Source organism: Methylomonas sp. AM2-LC (genome assembly GCF_039904985.1).
Taxonomy (GTDB): Bacteria; Pseudomonadota; Gammaproteobacteria; order Methylococcales; family Methylomonadaceae; genus Methylomonas.
Map to the genome: position 1 here is coordinate 4,670,158 of NZ_CP157005.1, position 19,247 is coordinate 4,689,404.

Annotated in this window: 21 protein-coding genes; 13 read left to right on the forward strand and 8 right to left on the reverse strand. The window is 44.4% G+C overall.

What is annotated here, in order from left to right:
* Positions 1 to 6 precede the first annotated feature (6 nt).
* From ABH008_RS20910 to ABH008_RS20935, 6 genes are all read left to right on the forward strand, one after another.
* On the forward strand, positions 7 to 285 hold the full coding sequence (locus tag ABH008_RS20910) for a 4Fe-4S dicluster domain-containing protein (protein WP_347987542.1): 279 nt from the start codon (positions 7 to 9) through the stop codon (positions 283 to 285).
* 4 nt (positions 286 to 289) lie between these two features.
* A complete protein-coding gene (locus tag ABH008_RS20915) occupies positions 290 to 718 on the forward strand; it encodes an ArsC/Spx/MgsR family protein (RefSeq protein WP_347987543.1) in 429 nt (142 codons plus the stop codon).
* Complete coding sequence (locus tag ABH008_RS20920) at positions 715 to 1,995, forward strand: FprA family A-type flavoprotein (protein ID WP_347987544.1); 1,281 nt, start codon at positions 715 to 717, stop codon at positions 1,993 to 1,995. Before ABH008_RS20915 ends, ABH008_RS20920 begins: the two co-directional genes overlap by 4 nt.
* A gap of 410 nt (positions 1,996 to 2,405) precedes the next feature.
* A complete protein-coding gene (locus ABH008_RS20925; protein WP_347987545.1) occupies positions 2,406 to 2,693 on the forward strand; it encodes a 2Fe-2S iron-sulfur cluster binding domain-containing protein in 288 nt (95 codons plus the stop codon).
* 16 nt (positions 2,694 to 2,709) lie between these two features.
* On the forward strand, positions 2,710 to 3,060 hold the full coding sequence (locus ABH008_RS20930) for a 2Fe-2S iron-sulfur cluster binding domain-containing protein (RefSeq protein WP_347987546.1): 351 nt from the start codon (positions 2,710 to 2,712) through the stop codon (positions 3,058 to 3,060).
* A 37-nt stretch (positions 3,061 to 3,097) separates the two neighbouring features.
* Positions 3,098 to 3,703, forward strand: a complete 606-nt coding sequence (locus tag ABH008_RS20935; protein ID WP_347987547.1) for a nitrogen fixation protein NifQ — start codon at positions 3,098 to 3,100, stop codon at positions 3,701 to 3,703.
* Between the two features lie 139 nt (positions 3,704 to 3,842).
* On the opposite strand, the gene ABH008_RS20940 is transcribed toward ABH008_RS20935, so the two are convergent.
* The 3 genes from ABH008_RS20940 to ABH008_RS20950 all read right to left on the reverse strand — a co-directional run bounded on the left by ABH008_RS20940 (position 3,843) and on the right by ABH008_RS20950 (position 6,876).
* Positions 3,843 to 4,430 (reverse strand): UbiX family flavin prenyltransferase, encoded by a 588-nt coding sequence (locus ABH008_RS20940; protein ID WP_347987548.1) that lies wholly within the window; start codon positions 4,428 to 4,430, stop codon positions 3,843 to 3,845.
* Between the two features lie 394 nt (positions 4,431 to 4,824).
* A complete protein-coding gene (pip, locus tag ABH008_RS20945; protein WP_347987549.1) occupies positions 4,825 to 5,766 on the reverse strand; it encodes a prolyl aminopeptidase in 942 nt (313 codons plus the stop codon).
* A gap of 258 nt (positions 5,767 to 6,024) precedes the next feature.
* On the reverse strand, positions 6,025 to 6,876 hold the full coding sequence (locus ABH008_RS20950; RefSeq protein WP_347987550.1) for a hypothetical protein: 852 nt from the start codon (positions 6,874 to 6,876) through the stop codon (positions 6,025 to 6,027).
* A gap of 246 nt (positions 6,877 to 7,122) precedes the next feature.
* Here ABH008_RS20950 and thiO point away from each other — a divergent pair, with 246 nt between their 5' ends.
* Together thiO and ABH008_RS20960 are read left to right on the forward strand one after the other, a co-directional pair.
* A complete protein-coding gene (gene thiO, locus ABH008_RS20955) occupies positions 7,123 to 8,367 on the forward strand; it encodes a glycine oxidase ThiO (RefSeq protein WP_347987551.1) in 1,245 nt (414 codons plus the stop codon).
* Between the two features lie 292 nt (positions 8,368 to 8,659).
* Positions 8,660 to 9,673, forward strand: coding sequence for a quinone-dependent dihydroorotate dehydrogenase (locus ABH008_RS20960; protein WP_347987552.1), 1,014 nt, complete (start codon positions 8,660 to 8,662; stop codon positions 9,671 to 9,673).
* 115 nt (positions 9,674 to 9,788) lie between these two features.
* Here the strand turns inward: ABH008_RS20960 and pmbA are convergent, their stop codons facing one another.
* The 5 genes from pmbA to ABH008_RS20985 form a co-directional block, all read right to left on the reverse strand.
* Positions 9,789 to 11,120 carry a metalloprotease PmbA gene (gene pmbA, locus ABH008_RS20965; RefSeq protein WP_347987553.1) on the reverse strand — a complete coding sequence of 444 codons (1,332 nt, stop codon included), beginning with the start codon at positions 11,118 to 11,120 and terminating at the stop codon, positions 9,789 to 9,791.
* Between the two features lie 404 nt (positions 11,121 to 11,524).
* Complete coding sequence (tldD, locus tag ABH008_RS20970; RefSeq protein ID WP_347987554.1) at positions 11,525 to 12,964, reverse strand: metalloprotease TldD; 1,440 nt, start codon at positions 12,962 to 12,964, stop codon at positions 11,525 to 11,527.
* Positions 12,965 to 12,980: 16 nt separating this feature from the next.
* The gene (locus tag ABH008_RS20975) at positions 12,981 to 13,445 is read right to left on the reverse strand and encodes a hypothetical protein (protein ID WP_347987555.1); all 465 of its coding nucleotides are present in this window, start codon (positions 13,443 to 13,445) and stop codon (positions 12,981 to 12,983) included.
* Between the two features lie 29 nt (positions 13,446 to 13,474).
* Positions 13,475 to 14,314: a 23S rRNA (adenine(2030)-N(6))-methyltransferase RlmJ gene (rlmJ, locus tag ABH008_RS20980; protein WP_347987556.1), complete on the reverse strand. Its 840-nt coding sequence runs from the start codon at positions 14,312 to 14,314 to the stop codon at positions 13,475 to 13,477.
* An 88-nt stretch (positions 14,315 to 14,402) separates the two neighbouring features.
* Positions 14,403 to 15,653, reverse strand: coding sequence for a multifunctional CCA addition/repair protein (locus tag ABH008_RS20985; protein ID WP_347987557.1), 1,251 nt, complete (start codon positions 15,651 to 15,653; stop codon positions 14,403 to 14,405).
* Positions 15,654 to 15,965: 312 nt separating this feature from the next.
* Between ABH008_RS20985 and pqqA the strand changes: the two genes are divergently transcribed.
* The 5 genes from pqqA to pqqE all read left to right on the forward strand — a co-directional run bounded on the left by pqqA (position 15,966) and on the right by pqqE (position 19,195).
* A complete protein-coding gene (pqqA, locus tag ABH008_RS20990) occupies positions 15,966 to 16,040 on the forward strand; it encodes a pyrroloquinoline quinone precursor peptide PqqA (RefSeq protein WP_054760176.1) in 75 nt (24 codons plus the stop codon).
* Between the two features lie 106 nt (positions 16,041 to 16,146).
* Positions 16,147 to 17,058 (forward strand): pyrroloquinoline quinone biosynthesis protein PqqB, encoded by a 912-nt coding sequence (gene pqqB / locus ABH008_RS20995; protein ID WP_347987558.1) that lies wholly within the window; start codon positions 16,147 to 16,149, stop codon positions 17,056 to 17,058.
* A gap of 9 nt (positions 17,059 to 17,067) precedes the next feature.
* Entirely contained in the window at positions 17,068 to 17,799 is a 732-nt protein-coding gene (pqqC, locus tag ABH008_RS21000; protein ID WP_347987559.1) for a pyrroloquinoline-quinone synthase PqqC, read from the forward strand.
* 21 nt (positions 17,800 to 17,820) lie between these two features.
* Positions 17,821 to 18,093 carry a pyrroloquinoline quinone biosynthesis peptide chaperone PqqD gene (gene pqqD, locus ABH008_RS21005; protein WP_347987560.1) on the forward strand — a complete coding sequence of 91 codons (273 nt, stop codon included), beginning with the start codon at positions 17,821 to 17,823 and terminating at the stop codon, positions 18,091 to 18,093.
* Entirely contained in the window at positions 18,071 to 19,195 is a 1,125-nt protein-coding gene (gene pqqE / locus ABH008_RS21010) for a pyrroloquinoline quinone biosynthesis protein PqqE (protein WP_347987561.1), read from the forward strand. Before pqqD ends, pqqE begins: the two co-directional genes overlap by 23 nt.
* The last annotated feature ends 52 nt before the right edge of the window (positions 19,196 to 19,247 follow it).

Genomic DNA, 19,247 nt, shown 5'->3' on the forward strand with positions numbered 1-19,247 from the left:
AGGCTTATGTCCCTAAAAATCATTGAAAGCTGTGTTAATTGCTACGCTTGTGAACCGTTATGTCCCAGCAAAGCGATTTATATGTCGAAAACGCATTTTAAGATTAATGCGAAAAAATGTACTGAATGTGAGGACGATTTTGCCGAGCCACAATGTGCCAGTATTTGCCCTATAGAAGGCGCAATTCTGGATGCCTTAAACGTGCCGCTTAATCCACCCGGTTCGTTAACGGGTATTCCACCCGAAAGAATGGCGGAAGTGATGGCGGAATTACAAGCGCATTAAGGCCATGGCAACCATACATTTTTATGAAAAACCAGGCTGTACCAACAATACCCGGCAAAAGCAATTGCTGATAAAAGCCGGGCATGTGCTGGTTATTCATAATTTGTTAACACAAAACTGGGGGCAAGAACCGGAAAAACTGCGCTCTTTTTTCGGCACCATGCCGGTAGCCGACTGGTTTAACCTTAGCGCACCGGCCATCAAGAATGGTGAAATTATTCCCGAAGCCATCGCCCAGGAACAGGCGATTGCCTTGATGATTGCTAATCCCTTATTGATTCGGCGTCCACTATTGGAAGTAGACGAGCAACGCTTGGCAGGCTTTGATCCAACCTTGATGGCATCCAAACTGGGTTTAAGCATGACTAATGCGGGGACAGAACTGGAAACCTGTCCCAATACGCATCAGCATAAATCGGCTTGTCTGCCATGAAACCCGTAGAACTGGTCAATGCTGAAGGTTTACCGCTGGCAGTGGCATTATCTGAGCGCGTGCATTGGATAGGGGCACTCGACCCGAATTTACGCACTTTCGATATTATCCTGAAAACCGCAAATGGTACCAGCTACAACGCCTATATTATCCGCGGCAGCGAAGGTGTGGCTATTATCGATACGGTTAAGGAAGGCTTTGCGGCTGACTTTTTTGCCCGTCTGGAAAGTGTAGCTGATTATTCTGAAATCAAGGTGATAGTCCTCAATCATCTGGAACCAGACCACACTGGAGCACTGCCAGAATTGATGAAACGTGCCCCGCAAGCACAATTATTTATCTCGCAGAAAGCGCAATCCATGTTGAAGGGTTTACTGAAACAGGATGAACTCAGTTTTACGCCAGTGGTTACTGGGGATTCAGTATCTTTGGGAGATCGTACCTTACAGTTTTTACACACGCCTTATTTACATTGGCCTGATACCCAATGTACTTATGCGCTGGAAGAAGCCATATTGTTTTCCGGAGATGTGTTTGGTTGTCATTTTTGTGACAACCGTTTGTTTAACGATCAAGTGGGTGATTTTCGCTTTTCTTTTGAATATTACTATGCCCACATTATGCGGCCATTTAAGGAATATGTATTACGGGCGCTGGAATTGATCCAGGTATTACCACTGACTTTAATTGCCCCGACCCATGGCCCCATTTTGCGAGATCGTCCGCAACGTTATATTCAGCGCTATCAGCAATTATCTACACCCGCTTTACACAGTGAATTAAGTCCACACCAAAAAACATTGTTGATTTTCTATATCAGTTCTTATGGCAACACGCGGCGTATGGCTGAAGCTATTTATCAAGGTGCCATGCAGGTAGAGGATGTGCGTGTATCGCTTTACGATCTGGAAGGGGGTGAGGTCGCACCATTCGTTGATCTTATTGAAGAAGCCGATGGCTTGATTCTAGGCACGCCAACCATCAATGGCGATGCGGTAAAACCGATCTGGGATTTGCTGTCTTCTCTCACCGTTGTCAATCTGAAAACCAAATTGGGCGGGGTATTCGGTTCATATGGCTGGACAGGTGAAGGGGTAAGACTGGTTGAAGATCGCTTACGCGGTTTGAAATTACGTGTACCAATACCCGGTATTCGGGTGAAATTAATCCCTACCGATGATGAGATTTTGGAATGTCAGGCGTTTGGCCTGGAATTGGCACAGGAATTAATGGGCTTGCGAGCCGCCAGAATGGTGAATTTCGCCGATTTAGCTTGAACTCTCAGCGAGTAGCCAGTCATCTTGAAAGAAACATAGCCTGCGTAGGCTGGGTAGAGGCGATAGCCGAAACCCAGCAGGATGTTTTAAATTGACTGATTATCCGCTTATCAAAAAATTCGACAGGCAACTGATTGCTCTGGCTTTTATGGACGGTAGTGATACATAGTAATTGAGAGTGATGCGCTGCTGGTTGGCAGATCCTACACAGGTAATCAATGCTGAATAGTTACCTTTTAGTTTAACCATTTTGTCTGTACACCTTAGTACAGACAACCAATTCAGGGACGAGTTGGCGTAATCATTGCCAATCAAGCAATGAAAAATAGGGGGTCGCAAGATTCCACTCCGGGAGTCCTCAGATTAGAGGCTGCCGAAATTATATTTTAAAAACTTAAGGAGTTTTAACAATGGCCAAAGCGACCATTACATTTGAAGATATTAACGTTACTGTCACCGTGCCTGCTGGAACCCGAGTGATTGAGGTTTCGGAAAAAGTAGGTTCCGGAATTACTTATGGCTGCCGTGAAGGCGACTGCGGAACCTGCATTATGAAGGTTACAGAAGGTTGGAATAACCTGAGTGAACCTTCGGTACTGGAAGACAAGATTTTACGCGAAAACATGGCAGGCAAACATAATCGCCTGGCCTGTCAGGCGCAAGCATTGGGCGGAAGCATTTCCGTCAAGCCCGTTTAGGCGAGGAGAATAGCACATGGCTTTAGTTACTTTTACCAGCCCGGAATACCGTGATAAAACCGTTTATGCGGTTGCTGGTAGTCACACCCAGACCATTTTAAAACTGGCTCTGGAAAATAAAATACCCATTAACTTTGAATGCGAAGACGGCGACTGCGGTACTTGTATCATCAAGGTCAGTAGTATCGACAAAAAGAATCAACGCATGGGAGGCCCACTCACTGAAAAAGAAAAATCATTGCTGAAACAACTTGGCAAAGTGACGTCTGAAGAGTTGGAAAAAATGATCGTGGATGATTTACCCTGCGAATGGCGTCTGGCTTGTCAAATGATCGTTAGAGACGAAGATATTCGCATTGAATATTAAACACTTGTTTTTTATCTATCTGCCTGGAGAATAGTCTATGAGTTGCGTACAGAGAATACCAGAGGACAGTAATAATAGCTTGTCTTTGCTAGATCTCCGCCAACAACACTATGACCATCTTATGGCTTGTGCTGGCCAGCCGGATAACAGCGTCTGGCTAGCGCAAATCCTTGCCAGTTGGCAAGTGGGTATGGGGGTACTCCCCGATTATTTGGGATTGAATGCCTTTCAATTTAAACAATTGCTGGACAATTATTTTCCGGGCCTGCATATCTCAGGCACCGCAGTATCTGCTCTCAAGCCTGATTTTAGCCGCATGCTGGAAAAGCAGGATCTTGAACAATTTCTAAACCGCTATGCCAGTAAACAAAGCACATTGCATGAATGCCTGATAACCCTACTAGTGACTGCTTGTCTGGGCAATGATCATTTATGGCAGGATTTAGGTTTATGGAGCCGTCAGAATTTATCGGACTTACTCAGTCAATTTTTTCCGCAGTTAACCCTGCTTAACCACAAAGACATGAAATGGAAAAAGTTTCTTTACAAACAACTCTGCGAAGCCGAAGGAATTTATGTGTGCAGAGCACCGTCCTGTGAGGTCTGTAAAGATTATGTCCATTGTTTTGGTGCAGAAGAATAGCCTGCACCCTATCGGACACCCGAAAGTCATATGTAACTCGGCGGTTTACTTATGCCCACGGTGGGTTACGATGCGCACAACGACTTTTGAAACTTTAAATCCTACAAATTGCGCATCTAACCCACCCTACGCTGAGTAACTAGGTGTTGCTATTTAAACCATTCCAGGCCTGATAGAGTCCGGCAACTTCAATACCAAACATATCCAGTATGCGCCCCACGCCTTCATCCACCATAGCCTGCAAAGAGTCAGTTTTATTATAGAAAGCGGGCATGGGAGGATAAATAATGCCCCCCATTTCGGTGACAGCCGCCATATTACGAATATGCGCCAAATTCAAGGGCGTTTCGCGCGGAATCAACACCGTTTTGCGCCGTTCTTTAAGTGCCACATCGGCAGCACGGGAAATAAGATTATCACCGAAACCATGCGCCACGGCAGCCAGGGTTTTCATTGAACAGGGAGCAATGATAATACCTTCGGTTTTAAAGGAACCACTGGCAATGGAAGCAGCAATGTCATCAATACCATGTGTGACATCTGCCAAGGCATACAGTGTTCGGCGATCCATATCCAATTCGTATTTGAGATTAACCAAGCCCGCAGCCGAAATCACCAAGTGCGCCTCCCAATCGAGCTGCTGTTGCAAAATCTGCAACAAACGCACACCATAAATTGCGCCAGTAGCGCCGGTCATGGCGATGATAAGACGCTTTTTATGTTTCATATTTATCCTTTTGTACCTATTCAGTGAAATTACCAGGGTAAGACCGTTCGTAAACGCATACTGCGTACGCCCAAAAAATGCGTATTCCCAAGTACCTAAGCAAAGGTCTTTGTTAATGCTTAGGTTTTGGGCGGGTGCAACCCGCCCCTACCAATATAGGCTATTTGCTAATTCCCAGCATTGATTTAAGCAAGGTGAATAGTTACCTCCTTGTAACTAAACCGTTAAATTGCTGACAATCTTGGCTTTTGGTGCTTGGATTGCTGGCAGAGGTGTTGCCAGCAGGGACGCTGGCACCAAGCCTACATAGACGTATTCACGGCGTCCTCTGTCAGCAATCCCAACATCAAAAGCCTAATAGCTGACCAACTGGGTTAATAGTTACTCTTCCTTTTTATATTATCGCTACCATCTGTTGGGTAGCTGCCACAAGCGCATCTATCATTTCCTCGCCACGGGCAATATGTCCTGCATTGGGTAGTACTACAAAATCGGCATGCGGTAAAGCTTGCCAGAGCAACCAGCCGCTATCCAACGGACAGGTTAAATCGTTTTGACCGTGGATAATGATAGTCGGAATTGACTGTAACACTGCACAGTTTTCCAGAATCTGGTTTTCTCGCAGAAAATAATTGTTTTTGGCGTAATGTAACTCCATACGCACTTGTTGCAACATCTGTTCGCTGATTGGATCTGAATTGGGTCGATAATCATTACCCAGCGCGACTAGTCCGCCCCAGGCCAGCCATTGCTGAGCCGCACATCTGGCCCGTGTATTATCCTCAGAAAATACCGCCGCGCACAATGCCTGTTGCACATTAGCTTCCTGATAGCCGTGAATACTGTCCAGCAAAGCCTGCCATTGCTGAGGATAAATGCGATTAGCGCCGTTACCCAGAAACCAGTCCATATCAGTTTGCCGAGCCAGAAATACGCCGCGCAGTATCATGCCTGCCACCTGCTGCGGATAGCGCTGTGCATATAAGAGTGCCAGCGTCGCTCCCCAGGAGCCACCGAATAATAACCATTGTTCTATGCGTAGTTGTTGGCGTATCGCCTCCATATCGGCCAGTAAATCATCAGTGCTATTGGCGTGTAATTCAGCAAAGGGTAACGACTGTCCACAACCGCGTTGATCCATCAGGATAATATGATAACGCTTGGCATCGAAAAAACGGCGATGATCCGGTTTAGTACCTGAACAAGGGCCACCGTGTAAAAAAATGACCGGTATGCCAGCCGGATTCCCTGATTGTTCGACATAAACTTGGTGGAGACTTGCTGTTTCCAGCCAAAAAGTACGAAAGGGGGTGATCTCAGGAAAAAGGCTGTTCATGATTTTGTTCTAGCATGCGTTGCAGTAGTGTGTCTTTCAAATTTCGACGCGAATTGAGAACAGATTGAATAATCAACTGCTATTCTACAATCTTATTCATAATTAAGCGCCAAGTATAGCACCACCGCTCTTACAAAATACTAAGCATTTTTTCATGTCTGTTGGTTATATATCGGTCTGCCTCGTATAAAAAATTGACACGCACAAAAAAGGGAAAGCTTTTGGCTTTCCCTTTTTGACTAGCTTAAGATTTACAAATTAGAATTTGAAACCTACATAACCACCTGCGCTAACACCGTTGGTAGTAGTACCATCAATACTGCTGGTAGCGTAGTGATAACGGAAATCGGTACCTAAAACGATGCCTTTATACAAGTCATATTCAGCACCGCCGCCGAATTGCATACCAGAGTTTAATACAGAAACCGCGTTGGATGGAACGCCCAGAATGTTCAACTCTAAACCAACAGGGATAATCCATGGACGCAGTTTGCTACCGTGCATGAATTTGATTTTTGGTGAGGCATTCAGTCTCAAACGGGCGTCTGTTGATTTGTAAGGACTAACTGATGCCACAACTGCTCCTGAAGAAGCTGTCAAAGCATTTGAACCTGTTCCAAATTGAGAATATTCAAAACCTAACTCAACCATAAAGGATGTATCATCCACCAAACCAAACAAATCGTTGTTTACGTTAAAATCAAAAGCACCGCCGACTAAAAAGCCACTAGCGTTTCTGGTATCAGACAACAATCCACCTGAATGTTGGATATTCCCATCTGATCTGGCATGATCCAATTGCTCCCAACCACCACGAACAACAACCAGATTGTCTTTAGCAGAAACTGCATCAGGCGTATTTTTAACAGAAGCCATCCATTGATCCAATTCTTGTACTTTACCATTGGTATTGGCGGCAGCAGCAGAGTTAGCTTTCACACGATCTAACTCAGCTTGCATGGCTTTCATTTGGTCAGCCATTTGTTGCATTTGCGTTTGCAATGCATCAGCTTGTGCCGCAGCGTCCGCTTGTGCTTGCGGTGCAATCATAACCAGAGATAAAGACGCAGCAGCGATGCTGAGTGCTAATTTTGTTTTATTGAATGTCATTGTTACCCCCAAGGGTTTGTTATTGTTAAGTCTGTTTTTTTGCTATAACGCAACACAGCATTTCTTCACGGTGACAATATTAGCAGTAAATATGTTGCCTTACAAGTTTTGTGTTATTTTTTTTAATTAAAAAAAATTGATTTAGATCAATAAGGTGCACAAACATCATAAAGCCAAGTATATTCTTGTCAAAAAAAAACAACATTTAGTTTAAAATTTGCACTAAAAAGTTGTTTGGTATTTTTCTTGTTTACACACTTATATGTTACTTTGGGCAAAACCATTCACCCAACGAATGCGTTTTACCCACCACAACCAGCGACTAGCACGACCAAAATCAAGCTGCTAGCAGCAGCGGGTAATAACAATCGCACGTTTAACCAGTTAATTTTTTTCATGACCATACAAACTGACATACTCATCATTGGCGGCGGCATTAGTGGTTTACTAACCGCCCGTGAATTGCGCTTGGCGGGACGAGAGGTCATGATTATTGACAAAGCAGAGTTTGGCAAAGAGTCATCCTGGGCAGGCGGGGGTATTCTGCTACCCATTTACCCTTGGCGTCAAGTTCAGGCTATATCTGCATTGGTTGCACAAAGCCTGAAAAAATATCCAGATTTATATCAAGAACTGCTAACAGCAACCGGTATCGATCCGGAATGGCGGGATTGCGGGATGTTGATTTGCAAAAATCCAGATTATCTGGCCGCGTCTGCCTGGTGTCAGCAATATCAAATTCCTCATCAATCTGTGCTTCCAAAACAAGCAAAAGCACTGAATACTAGGTTTCAAAATCCCTTATGGTTACCGGACATTGCGCAAATTCGCAATCCGCGTTTTTTACAAGCCATGCAAGCCTATTTACTGCAATTAGGTGTCAGTTTTTTTGAACATACGGTTATTAATCAGGTTACGATAAAACAGCAGCATATTCAGCAGGTGCATAGCGAAAACCAGTGTTTCAAATTTAAGGAACTGGTTGTTTGTACCGGTGCCTGGACAACGGACTTTTTAAACAGCATCATCCCCGCTGAGAATAATGCCAGAGCATTACCCATTCAACCCGTGAAAGGCCAAATGCTGCTGTTTGACGCCCAACCTGACACTCTGGATTATATGGTACTGGATGGCGATCATTACCTGATTCCGCGCCGCGATGGCAAAATTCTGGCTGGTAGCACGGTAGAAGCGACTGGTTTTGACAAAAGCACTAGCGAAAGCGCCAAACAGCAACTCTACGCGTTTGCCACCCAGCTGTTACCCAGCTTGCAGCACTTTCCACTTTGCCAGCATTGGGCAGGTTTACGCCCGGGCACACCGGACGGCGTTCCATTTATCGGCCGACACCCGCATTTTGATAATCTGAGTATCAACGCCGGACATTTTCGCAACGGTTTGGTCATGGGCCCGGCTGCTGCACAATTACTAGCGGATTTACTACTGGAACGCGTCACAACTGTCGATGCTAGCCTTTATGCTTTAGACTGACATTTAATGTTGCGTAAAAAATCTCTGCTTAAAATCAAAATTACCATAAACTATAGGCAAACCCTGTCCTGATTAGCAAGGTATCTCATCTGGGGTAGGGTGGGCACTGCTTTTTGTGCCCACCTACGCATTTCGTAGCGTAATGCCGACGCAGTGTCTTTAGCTGAGGTGTCCAGCTAATCAGGAACGCTGTTGTTGCATCCGCTCATCCCAAAAATTTAGTGCGCGGCTGTCACACCTAAATCAGGGAAGTTGCTTCTACACATTAAGATATAACGGCAAACTGAAGATTATGAATATTTATCCATTATTACGCCCGTTACTGTTTTCGCTTGACGCGGAAAGCGCCCATTATCTGACACTCAGACTGCTAAAATTAGCCCACCAAACCGGTTTATCGGCTTTAAGTAAAGCATCGGTAGAGGATAAACCGGTACAGGTGATGGGGCTACATTTTAAAAACCGACTGGGACTGGCGGCAGGTCTGGATAAAAACGGTGAATATATTGATGCCTTGGGCGATATGGGCTTTGGCTTTGTTGAAATTGGAACCGTTACCCCCCGAGCGCAAGCAGGTAATCCGCTTCCGCGCGTATTCCGTTTGCCTGAACATCAGGCCATTATTAATCGCATGGGCTTTAATAATTTCGGTATCGAATATTTGCTTAATCAGGTAAAAATCAGCCGCTACCAAGGCATTCTGGGCATTAATATTGGTAAAAATGCAGATGTGGCGAATGAAAATGCCAATCAGGATTATTTACTGGGGCTGCGTAAAAGTTATATGCATGCCAGTTATGTGACTATTAATATTTCTTCGCCCAACACCAAAAATTTACGCCAATTGCAACAAGGCGATGAAATAAAAAATTTATTGCATGATTTAAAGGAAGAACAACTTAAATTACAAACAGAACATGGGAAGTACACACCGATTGCAGTAAAAATTGCCCCCGATTTAAGTGATGAAGATCTGGTGCGGATTGCCAGACTACTGGTTGAGTTCAACATTGACGGAGTAATTGCTACCAATACCACTCTGGCCAGAGACCAGGTGCAATCTCATAAATTTGCCGACGAGAATGGTGGATTGAGTGGAGCGCCGTTAACAGAAAAAGCGACTCAGGTAGTCAAAGTATTAGCATCGGAACTAAATAACCGACTGCCGATTATTGCTGCGGGTGGCATTATGAGTGTCACGGATGCACAACAGAAAATACAGGCCGGCGCCAGTCTGATTCAAATATATAGTGGTTTAATCTACAAAGGCCCCGCCATCATTGCGGAGATTTTACGAGGGCTTTAAAGGGCCTGCCAGTAGTCAGTCAATTTGAAACACTTGCTGGGTTTCGGCTATCGCCTCTACCCAGCCTATGCAGGTTATGCTTTTCTTAGATGACTAACGACTAGTTAGAAGGCCCTTATTCACCCGCTATGGACATTTGCTCCAGCAAAATGGACCCTACCCGGATATTACTGCGCAAATCAACGTCATTGCCAATCGCCACAATATTTCGCAACATGGTTTTTAAATTGCCAGCGATAGTAATTTCTTGCACTGGATATTGGATAATGCCATTTTCCACCCAAAATCCGGAAGCGCCGCGAGAATAATCACCAGTTACCCTATTCACGCCCTGTCCCATCAGTTCTGTAACCAATAAACCAGTACCTAAACGTTTTAATAAATCATCCGCATTATCACCGCCAGCTTCCACGGTTAAATTATGTACACCGCTGGCATTACCGGTGGTTTGCATCCCCAGTTTGCGAGCAGAATAGCTACTTAATACATACGATTTTAAGATCCCCTCACTGACTATATCCCTGGCTTGGGTTGCCACACCTTCCGCATCATAATTGGCGCTACCCAATGCTCCTTTTAGAAAAGGCTGTTCATGAATACGCACAAAGTCCGGCAAAACCTGTGTATTCAGGCTATCCAACAAAAACGAAGCTTTCCGATACAAGCTACCGCCACTGATAGCGCCAATCAAAGCCCCGATTAATCCTGAAGCCATTTCCGGTGCCAGTAGCACTGGACAATTGCGAGTACTGAGACTCCGCGCATCAAGACGAGCAACCGTTCTTTGCGCCGCTTTTTCGCCCACCCGTGTAGCAGACTCCAAATCTGCGGCGTTGCGTGCCACACTGTACCAGTAATCGCGTTGCATACTATCACCGCTACCCGCCAAAACTGCACAGCTTAAAGAATGACGACTGGATTGCCGACCTTGCAGAAACCCTAGTGAATTACCAAATACTCTTAAACTTTGATGCGTATCTACCGTTGCACCTTCCGAATTATTGATAGCAGTATGATAGCTTCGAGCGGCTTGCTCACATTCAATCGCCAGCTTGATAGCCTGTTCGGCATCGATTGCCCACGGATGAAACAGATCAAGATCAGGGAATGCAGTTGCCAGACATTCTTGATCTGGTAAACCAGCATATTCATCGTCACTCGCATAGCGAGCAATGCTACAAGCAGCTTTCACGGTTTCTTTCAGGGATTCTGCGGATATATCATTGGTACTGGCTGCACCTTTTTTTTGTCCAAAATACACCGTGACCCCAATGCCCTGATCACAATGATATTCAACGGTTTCCACTTCGCCTAGCCGGGCAGTGACTGACAGGCCATTATCAACACTGAATGCCGCTTCTGCGCCACTGGCACCTTGTTGTTTGGCTTCGTCTAGCAATTGCTGAACAATTTGTTTTACGCGGTTAATTTCTGCCTGATTTTGCAAGGTAAAATCTCATTGTGTTGAGTGCACTCAAAACGGTGCTAAATAAAGGTGTGGTTTAACTTCTCACCCAGTTTTTAAAAAAATCGCGTAACTATTTCGCTAGTTTATCAAAAAACCGTAACTACTCACCCAGTTTTTCAAAACCGCTAAATTGCTGACAATCTTGGTTTTTGGTGCTGGGATTGTTGGCAGAGGTGTTGCCAGCATGGACATAGAATTGCTCCTGCATTCGATGCATACACTACATCCATGTAGCTAAAGCTGGCATCAAGCCTACACGGACGTATTCACGGCGTCCTCTGTCAGCAAGCCCAGCATCAAAAGCCAGGGTAGCTGACCAACTGGGTGAGTAGTTACAAAAAACCTACAATTAGCAGATTACTTTGGCTTTTGGTGACAGAATTTTAAACGCTGGTACCACCCACGGTTAAGCCATCGATTTTCAGCGTCGGTTGTCCAACTCCGACCGGCACGCTCTGCCCCTCTTTTCCACAAGTACCTACGCCACTATCCAGTTGCATATCATTACCCACCATGGATACTTTGGTCAGTACATCGGGTCCGTTACCAATCAGGGTTGCTCCTTTGACAGGCCGGGTTATTTTGCCATTTTCGATCAAGTAGGCTTCACTGGCTGAAAATACGAATTTACCAGAGGTGATATCAACCTGTCCGCCACCAAAATTACGCGCATATAAGCCATTTTTAACCGATTGAATAATTTCTTCCGGCTCACTGGAGCCGGGCAACATGTAGGTGTTGGTCATTCTGGGCATCGGTAAATGGGCATAAGATTCACGTCGACCATTACCAGTTGATTTGACACCCATCAAACGGGCATTCAGATTATCCTGCATGTAACCTTTCAATATGCCTTTTTCTATCAAAACTGTATTTTCTGTGGGTGTGCCTTCATCATCAATGCTTAAAGAACCACGCCGTCCGGGTAATGTGCCATCATCTACCACCGTGCACAGATCAGATGCCACACGTTCGCCGACCCGACCAGAGAACGCCGAGGTACCTTTACGATTAAAATCCCCTTCCAGTCCATGGCCAATGGCTTCATGCAACAGGATACCTGGCCAACCCGGCCCCAGTACCACTATCATATTTCCGGCGGGCGCATCAACCGCCTGTAAATTCACTTGCGCCTGACGCACAGCTTCTTTGGCATAGTCCAGTGCTCTGTCGCTTTCCAAAAAATAATTGTAATCCTGGCGTGCTCCGCCACCCATACTGCCTTGCTCGCGGCGACCATTTTCAATCATGATGACGCTTACATTCAAGCGTACCAAGGGCCGAACATCCGCATGCAGCGAACCATCCTGATTGGCGACTAATATGCTGTCGTAAGCGGCTACCAAACTCACCATCACTTCTTCGATACGACTATCAAGTTTGCGAGTTTCGCTGTCTACCCGTTTTAATAAATCGATTTTCTGCTGATCGGCCAATGATTTTAAAGGATTTACCGATGGGTAAAGCGGCGACCAATGCTGTTTGCCTGCCACTTGAGTTTGTGCTTGCTGTCCTTGTCTGACAATGGCTTTTACATTCTTGGCTGCTTCCAGCAAAATGGCCACATCCAGACGATCACTATAGGCAAATCCGGTTTTATCACCGCTCACCACCCGCACCCCGGCACCCCGTTCAATAGAGTGACTGCCTTCTTTGATAATCCCGCCTTCTAAAGACCACGACTCAAAATGACTCGACTGAAAATAAATATCGGCAGCATCAACCGAGGAACTTAACAGTGTAGCCATTACCCTGTCTATATCCTGAACTTGCAGGCTATTGGCCGTTAATATGCTGTGTTTAACTTGATCGAGTAACGGCATGAGTTTAATTTAGTATTCAAATGAGAAAAAAAGCAGCAAAAACCACGGTACTGCCTGCCGCCACCATTAAAGCAACTTTATGCACACGGGTTAAAGACTGCCAATATAACTGACATTGGGTTTTACGCCTTACCCAAGTCATTACTAGAATTTGTTTTAAAAACCTATAGATGCCCGGCACAAATTTTGACAGTCTAAACAGCGCATAGCCTATGATAGACATCAAAATATAGAAGGTAAACACCTGACTGGCATGCCGTTCAGTGATAAACAAATAGGCAAAAAACTCACCTACATGCAGGAAGTGAAATGCATGTTCGACAATATTATCAACACCCAGTTCGGCTACTTCAAACAGGTTATGCAAAACTTCAAACAATAAATGTGCAAATTCACCTAATATTTCTGCCGTTTCTTCAAACTCGATAAGGGCGAGCGTGACCAAAACAACAATAATAAGATCAAGGTTTTTTTTTATCATTATTAATTCCTTACCATCATCTCCGCAACTTATTCAGGTACCTGCCATTCGACTTTCCAGAAGCCATGCTTATCAGCCAACACCTGATTTAGCCATGGCAACAGTGCCTCTACCTGACTGACCAACTGCCAGGGAGGATTAATAAACAGCATACCAGAACCTGTCATACCACGCACGGCTCCATCTGCGGTAATACAATGTTCAATGCGTAACTGTTTGGGAATATTAAGATCTTTCAAACTTTGTAACATCTTTTCAGTAAGCCCACGCTCAATAATTGGATACCAAAGTCCGAAGATACCCGTAGCAAAATGACGATGCGCTACTTCCAATGTCTGCACAACCTTACTAAATTCTGCTTTTATTTCATAACTGGGATCAATCAAAATAAAGCCACGTTTTTGAATGGGTGGTAATTTTTTTTCCAAGCTTTTTAAGCCATCTTCCTTAACCACGCTGACCTGATGATCCTGCGCAAATAATTGCTGCAAAGCTTCAAAATCGGTGCCGTGCAATTCTGACAACAACAATCTATCCTGCGCTCTGACTAAACGCCTTACCAATTGTGGCGATCCTGGATAGCGCACTAATTGCCGACCAGTATTTTCTGCACGGACAGCCGCCAGATAATCTTTTAATTCTGGAGGAGTGTCTGTTTCAGCCCACAAACGCGCAATTCCCTGTTGGTATTCGTTGGTTTTTATTGCAAAATCCGATTTTAAGGAATATTTACCCGCCCCGGCATGCGTATCAATGAATACAAAAGGTTTCTCCTTCTGTTTAAGTGCATTTATTACCAGAGTAATTAAACTGTGCTTAAGCACATCTGCAAAATTTCCGGCATGAAAGCCATGTCGATAACTAAGCATGCCTTAAGCCTGCCATAATTTTTTTATCCATAATATTCCTTAGTATATGCAGACAGCAAACGTCAAAATACTCACTGCACATCAAAATTCATACGGTTATTTGCTTTACTGTTGCAGAGTAATGCTGTTTAAAGCGCTCTATGGCAGCTATTCTTAGCTTACGTATTGCAATACCAATATCAGCACCTTTATTATTTTCATGCAATATAGCATGTGTATCTATATTCTTGGCCGCTAGCGCCGCCTGACGCATAAAGTCGGCTTGTGGATAATCACGATTTTCAAATCCAGTACGTCCACGCGCATCAGCTTCACACGCTAAAATAAAGGCTTCTAAACGCTCGTCATGCTTAAACGCAAATATAGCTTGCAACATATCGGTTAAAGTATCGGCTCTTAATTCCAGCAAACGGTGACAATGCGTATGGTATTGCATGACCAATAGGCACAAATTTTTATAATTTCTGGGGACGCGTAAGCGTTCGCAAAAGTTCTCCAGCAACGATAAGCCTAATTTTTCATGACCGTGATGACTGGGCCAACCTGATCTTGGGGTTAATCCCTTACCCAAATCATGCAATAAAGCGGCTAATCTGATATCAACTTTAGCAGACAACCGAGAAACCTGCTCTAACACCATTAAGGTATGTATCCCAGTATCTATTTCTGGATGATATTGTTCCGGTTGCGGCACTCCAAACAAAGCATCAATTTCTGGAAAAATAACTTTAAGTGCATCACAATCTCTCAACACTTCAAAAAAAGCAGTCGGCGTTGTTTCCTGTAAAGCTTTACACATTTCTGCCCATACTCGTTCAGGCACCAAATGATCTGCCTCGCCTTTAACAACCATTTCCTGCATCAGTTGCCGAGTTTCCTCCGCCACTTTAAAGCCCAAATGCGCATAGCGTGCAGCAAAACGTGCTACGCGTAAGATACGTACCGGATCTTCACTAAATGCAGGTGATACATGCCGCAAGATGCGGTTATTCAAATCATCCTGACCATGAAATGGATCAATTAGCCGATCGTCACTATCCAAAGCCATCGCGTTAATAGTTAAATCACGCCTTAACAAATCTTCTTCTATAGTGACATCAGGTGCAGCATAAACTTCAAAACCTTTGTAACCCGGCGCGGTTTTACGTTCGGTACGAGCCAACGCATATTCATCGTGAGTTACCGGATGTAAAAACACAGGAAAATCCTTACCAACGGGCCGAAAACCCCGTGCCAACATAGATTCAACCGTTTCACCAACCACCAACCAATCGAATTCACTTACCGGATAAGCCAGTAAACGATCTCGTACCGCACCGCCAACCAGATAAGTTTTCATAAATCCAAAAGCCTTAAGCACTCCATTAAAAATACATAGTATAAAACACTCGTAGTCTTCGCGTTGTGGCGATTCTAATAAAGTACAGCTTTTTAATGCGATTTATTAAATTTGAAAATCATCCAAAACGCATGATGTCTATCCATAACAAAAATAAAGTCTAAACAGCCGGAACTTTTGACTACCCCACACTTCTAAGCAAAGTTAGCTTAGATTTAAATGCTCAGTTGCGTTAAGAAAAACTTCATCGTATACTTGAATACAGCTTTTTGATCAAGCTAGCTCACAATAAAAACCTCTGGAGGGTATACAATGAAATGGGAAACACCTGCTTACAATGACATGCGTTTCGGCTTTGAAGTAACCATGTACATTTATAACCGTTAATCTTTACGATTGACAAAGGAAAGGGGCATTTTTTTGCCCCTTTTTTTTGCCTGCCGGATTTTAATCCCGTATCATTCCGCCCTCATTTATCAAAGTATAGTCAACTATGAAAATCAGAGTTCTTGGCGCAGGCGCAGGTGGTGGCTTTCCACAATGGAATTGCAATTGCAATAATTGCCAACGTTTACGCAACGGCCAACTAAAAGGTAAAGCCCGTACCCAATCATCCATTGCAATCAGTACCGATAATCGCAATTGGTTATTGTTCAATACATCACCGGATATTCGCGCCCAACTGGAAGCCTTTCCGGCCATACAACCTAAAGAGGGTATTCGCGATACCGGCATTAAAGCCATATTGTTAATTGACAGCCAAATCGATCACACGACGGGAATGCTCATGTTAAGAGAAGGCAAACCCTTGGAAGTGTATTGCACCGAAATGGTTAAACAGGATTTAACGACTGGCTTTCCACTTTTCACTATGCTGAAAGACTACTGCACCGTTAATCATCATCCCATTGCATGTGACAGTAGCCCATTTACTATTCCTGGCATAGACGATATACGGATTTATGCACACGCCTTAAAAAGTAAGGCGCCTCCTTATTCACCCCATCGACATAATCCTCATGAGGGTGACAATATAGGTGTCATAGTTGAACAAATCTCCACCGGCAAAAAACTGTATTATTCACCCGGTCTTGGAGAAATTGAGTCGCATGTCTTAGCGGCAATGCAAAATGTTGACTGCCTAATGGTTGACGGCACTTTCTGGACTGACGATGAAATGTGCCAGCAAAACATCAGCCACAAGAAAGCTCGCGAGATTGGTCACTTACCCCAATCTGGACCGGGTGGCATGATAGACGTTTTAAACAACGTACCTAATGCACGCAAGATTTTGATTCACATCAATAACACAAATCCGATTCTGGACGAAGATTCGCCGCAACGAAAGATTTTGGATGCTGCTGGCATCGAAGTCGCTTACGATGGTTTGGAAATTGACTTATAAAGGTGTCTAATGAGCTGCTGCGATAATAAACCCTGGTCCCGCGAAGAATTTGAAAACAAGTTACGCGGCATGGAAAAGTACTACCACATTCATCACCCGATGCATGTATTAATGAACGAAGGTAAATTAAGCCAAAAGCAATTACAAGGCTGGGTTGCAAATCGTTTTTATTATCAGGTCATGATACCGATCAAGGATGCCAACATTATGGCCAACTGTCCTGATCGGGAAACCCGTGCCAAATGGGTACAACGTATTCTGGATCACGACGGACATCCCGGCGATGCCGGTGGCATTGAAGCCTGGATACAACTGGGTATTGCGGTAGGTCTGAGTAGAGAAGAACTGACTTCTCTACAACACGTTCTTCCAGGTGTGCGTTTCGCAGTTGATGCCTATGTTAATTTTGCCCGCCGGGCCGAATGGCACGAAGCAGCTAGCTCCTCATTAACGGAATTATTCGCACCCAAAATTCATCAGCAACGCTTGGACAACTGGCCTGAGGTTTACCCCTGGGTACAACAAGAAGGCTACGCCTATTTCCGCAAACGCTTGACCGAAGCGCGTCGCGATGTTGAGCATGGTTTGCAACTGACTCTGGACTGGTACAAAACCCGTGAACAGCAAGAACGCATGCTGGATATTCTGAAATTCAAACTTGACGTATTATGGAGCATGGCTGATGCCATCTATTTAGCGTATGTAGCTGATATGCCACCCTATTTTACTGTCGAAACCTAACTTAAGCGCTAACTATCCAATATGAGTATCAATCCAGAACTAAATTTGCATTTTTCAACTCTGCATCGACTGCAATGGGAAGAAGCGCAACAAAAATATGTGATTCTTTATCCAGAAGGCATGGTAGAACTGAACCAAAGTTCAGCGGAAATACTCAAACTGTGTGACGGCAGCCGAAAATTGCCCGAAATCATAACAGAGTTGGAAGAAGCATTTGCCACCTCTGGTTTAGCAAGCGATATTACTTATTTTCTGGAAGTGGCATTACAAAATGGCTGGATTGAACACATATAATATCACCCCTCCACGCTGGCTACTGGCTGAGCTTAGCTATAAATGTCCGTTGCAATGTCCCTATTGTTCCAACCCTTTGGACTACGCAAAATATCCAGAGGAATTAAGTACTGAGGAATGGCAACAAGTACTGAGTCAGGCGCGTAAAATGGGGGCCGTTCAACTGGGATTTTCCGGTGGAGAACCGCTCACACGTACAGATTTGCCGGTACTAGTCAAATACGCTCGCGACTTGGGCTACTATTCCAACCTGATCACATCCGGCTATGGTTTGACTGAAGCCAAAATAATAGAATTGAAACAAGCTGGATTGGACCATATTCAAGTCAGCATTCAAGCTAGCACACAGGAACTTAACGACCATCTGGCGGGCACCGAAACCTATCTACAAAAACAGGAAGTGGCGCGATTGGTCAAAAAGCATGGCTATCCAATGGTGTTATGTGTAGTCATTCATCGGCAAAATATACATCAAATGCCGCAAATTCTAGAAATGGCAGAAAATTTAGGTGCCGATTATTTGGAACTAGCCAACACCCAATATTATGGCTGGGCACACCTTAATCGTGACACCTTGTTACCCACACGGGAACAGTTTATAGAAGCTGAAAAGATTGCTCAGGACTTTAAGGAAAAAGTGGCGGGCAAAATGAAAATCTATTATGTGGTGCCGGACTTTTACGAAGACAGGCCTAAAGCCTGTATGAATGGCTGGGGTAGCACATTCCTGACAATTGCCCCTGACGGAACCGCATTACCCTGCCACTCTGCTCGTGAATTACCTGGACTAGATTGTCCTAATGTCAAAGATTTCAGTATTGAACAAATCTGGAATGAGTCCAAAACTTTCAATTTTTTCCGTGGCACAGAATGGATGCAAGAACCCTGTCGAAGCTGCGACGAGAAACATAAGGATTTTGGCGGCTGTCGTTGCCAAGCTTATTTATTTAACGCCGATATGTTCAGCACTGACCCAGTGTGTAGCAAATCACCCGAACGTTACCGCATAGATGCGGCCATTAACGCAGCTAAACTACAAGCTTTATCTGCGGAAGAAAAGCCGCTGGTTTTTCGCAATAGCAAAAACTCTAAACAGTTTTAAAATTAAAGCTCTTATAAAGTAACAAACCTTGTAGGTAAAGTAACTACAAGGT